3 protein-coding genes are annotated in these 3042 nt (G+C 51.9%); all 3 read left to right on the forward strand.

The features are described from left to right. Positions 1-412 (forward strand): hypothetical protein (locus tag Q0510_RS24440; protein WP_298717830.1); only part of this gene is annotated, 412 nt, incomplete at its 5' end. Further along, the gene (locus Q0510_RS24445; RefSeq protein WP_298717833.1) at positions 390-1703 is read left to right on the forward strand and encodes an efflux RND transporter periplasmic adaptor subunit; all 1314 of its coding nucleotides are present in this window, start codon (positions 390-392) and stop codon (positions 1701-1703) included. The genes Q0510_RS24440 and Q0510_RS24445, both read left to right, overlap by 23 nt. A 146-nt stretch (positions 1704-1849) precedes the next feature. Next, on the forward strand, positions 1850-2938 hold the full coding sequence (locus Q0510_RS24450; protein ID WP_298717836.1) for an efflux RND transporter periplasmic adaptor subunit: 1089 nt from the start codon (positions 1850-1852) through the stop codon (positions 2936-2938). Positions 2939-3042: the final 104 nt, after the last annotated feature.

Here is a 3042-nt window from a genome sequence, read left to right on the forward strand (position 1 = left end):
GCTGGACGGAATGATGCCGAATGCTTACAGTGCTATGGTAATGGCAAGCATCCCGATCGCTCCATGGTCTTCGAAAATGTATAAATCCGGGGTCAAGGGAATGAAATATGAAGTTCAGGCGATGGAAAAAGAAAGAGCCGCCATGCTGCAGGAAACACAGGGCATGCTGTACGGTATGCACTATGAGATACTTTCCATGCAAAAGCGGATCGAAGCAATGGAAGACAAGATCGTTCCCGCGCTCCGCCAAACCCTGGAAGCCAACTTCCTGAATTACCAGGAGAACAAACTGGCGCTATCCAACGTGATCGACTCCTGGGAGGCGCTCACTATGATGCAGGCCAACGTGCTCGACGAAAAGTTAAAACTTTATGAAATGATCGTGGATTATGAGAAACAATTATATCGTTAAAATATTAGTAGGCTTGTCCTTCGCCATATTGGGATTGGCTGCTTGCAAGAGCAAAGGTGTGAAAACCGATCATGCCGAGCATAAAGCGGGTCAAACTTACACCTGCCCAATGCATCCGCAGATCGTTCAGGATAAACCGGGTAAATGCCCTATATGCGGTATGGATCTCGTACCGAAAGACGCCCACAGCGAACCGGCCCTGGACAGCAGTATCAACGCGTTGACCAAACCGGTAAACGCCCAGGTCGTTGCCACCATTCCGGCGATAAGCGCGGAATCCGGGACACGAATTTATGCATCGGACGTGTACGGTATCATCACCTACGATACCCGTAACCAAACGAGCATTTCCAGCCGGGTCGGCGGGCGTATCGAACGCCTTTATATCAGGTATAACTTCCAGCCTATCCGTAAAGGGCAATTGATTATGGAAGTTTACTCTCCAGACCTCGCGGCCGCCCAGCGTGAGCTGCTGCTCGTAGCCAGAAACGGCGGGGAAATGCTATCTGCAGCCAAGCAGCGGCTGCAATTGCTGGGTATGCAGAGCGCTCAGATCGAACAAGTGCTGAAAACCAGTAATATACTTTACCGGGTGCCTGTATATAGCAACAGCGATGGATACATTCTGGAGAAATCGGCTACGGCAACCGCGCCATCGGCGGCAGCGGCAATGCCGGCGCCTTCCGGGGGGGCTTCCGGCGACGGGATGAGCGGGATGAGCGGTGCAGCGCCGGCTGCGGCAGCTCCAGCGCCAGCAGCACCGACCGCCACGCCCGTTATGCTCCGCGAAGGTCAATATGTGAGCGCCGGCCAGTCTCTTTTCACTATTTATCAGAACAGGGCACTGGTAGCGGAATTTGCATTCCCTCCGCAACTGGCGGCACGCATCCGCCAAGGGCAAAAGTTGCTTTTCTATCCCACGAGCGATGAAAATCATATGCTATCCGGTAGCGTCGGCCTTATCGAACCGGTTTTCCGGAATGGGATGAACTTTACCATTGCCAGGGTTTACCTGAACGATCGGCAGTTCCATGTAGGCCAGCTTCTCAGCGCGAACGTACCGGTTATATACTCCGGTGGCTGGTGGCTTCCCAAGCGCGCGGTACTGAAGCTGGGCAACAAGTCCGTGGTGTTCAAAAAGGAGCAGGATTCCTACCTTCCAATGACTGTGACGACAGGGATTGAAACGAACGACATGATACAGATAGACACAGATATCAGCACATGGAAAGTAGCGTCAAATGCCTACTATTTAATTGATAGCGAAAGTTTTATCAAAACAAATAACTAATTGCAACAATTGAAGATATGGAAAGGAAAAGTTTTTTAAAAGCAGTTGCGTTAGCTTCAATTGCGCCGGCAGTGTTTCTGGCAGCGTGTTCAGGTGCCGGGAAAAAAGAGGCTTCCGGGGAAAACAAACAAACATATACCTGCCCGATGCACCCGCAAATCGTGCAGGACAAACCCGGTACATGCCCCATCTGCGGGATGGATCTCGTTCCGTTCGACAAATCCAATAAGGACGCCTCGCTTACGCTGGGTGAAAGCCAGATAAAACTGGCGAATATTACCACGATGGCAGTAGGAACGGGCGCATTGGCGAATTTCCGGCAGCTAAACGGCAGGCTCGCAACCGATCCCGAAAAGACCACTATTATCTCCAGTAGGGTTCCAGGCCGGATTGAAGTATTGTATATAAAAGAAACGGGCGTAAGAGTAAATAAAGGACAACCGCTTTATAAAATATACTCGGAACAACTCGCCACGCTCCAGCAGGAGTACCTTCTGGCCGTGGCACAGGCAAAGCAATTCCCGGAAGACGCTCAATTTCAGCAAATCGAAAAGGCAGCCCGCCAGAAGCTGGCCCTGTACGATCAAAGCGACGGACAGATCAGCCAGTTGGTACAGTCAGGGAAAGTCAGCGCGTTCGTGACATATCCGGCGCCTTACGGCGGTATCGTTTCGGAACTGACCGCAACGGAAGGGCAATATGTGTCGGAAGGTGGATCCGTCATGCGCCTGGAGGCGTTCGATCAGCTTTGGGTCGAAGCCGACGTCTATCCTGTGGAAGCGTCCTTTGTCCGCGTAGGGCAATCTGTCAAGGTCGTTGTTGCCGGCTGGGAGAACGAACCGCAAAACATGACGATCCAGTTCATCAACCCATCCCTGCAAAGCGGCAGCCAGTTGCTGCAGGTGCGCGGAAGCATTCCCAATCCCGGGAACAGGTGGCAGCCCGGCATGCAGGCGAACATTCAGCTACCGCTTAAAAGCAAGGGAGATGTGCTGAGCCTGCCAATTGATGCGGTGATCCGCGACGGCAAAGGCGCGCACGTCTGGATCGAAAAAGAAAAGGGAAAATTCGCCCCGCGGATGGTAAAAACCGGCATGGAGGATTTCAACCTGGTGGAAATTACCGAAGGTCTGAAAGCGGGCGATGTTGTGGTGATAACTGGCGCGTATCTGCTCTACTCGGAATATATCCTGAAAAAAGGTGCCGATCCCATGGCTGGCATGGCTGGAATGTAAGCAAACAATCTAAAAAATAAACTGAAAATCACATGAAACACTTTTTGAAAACCGCTGCCACTCCCGTGTTGGCAATCGTTTTACTAGCCGCATGCGGAAATGCT

It is taken from the genome of uncultured Chitinophaga sp. (assembly GCF_937874145.1).
In the GTDB taxonomy this organism is placed as follows: Bacteria; Bacteroidota; Bacteroidia; order Chitinophagales; family Chitinophagaceae; genus Chitinophaga.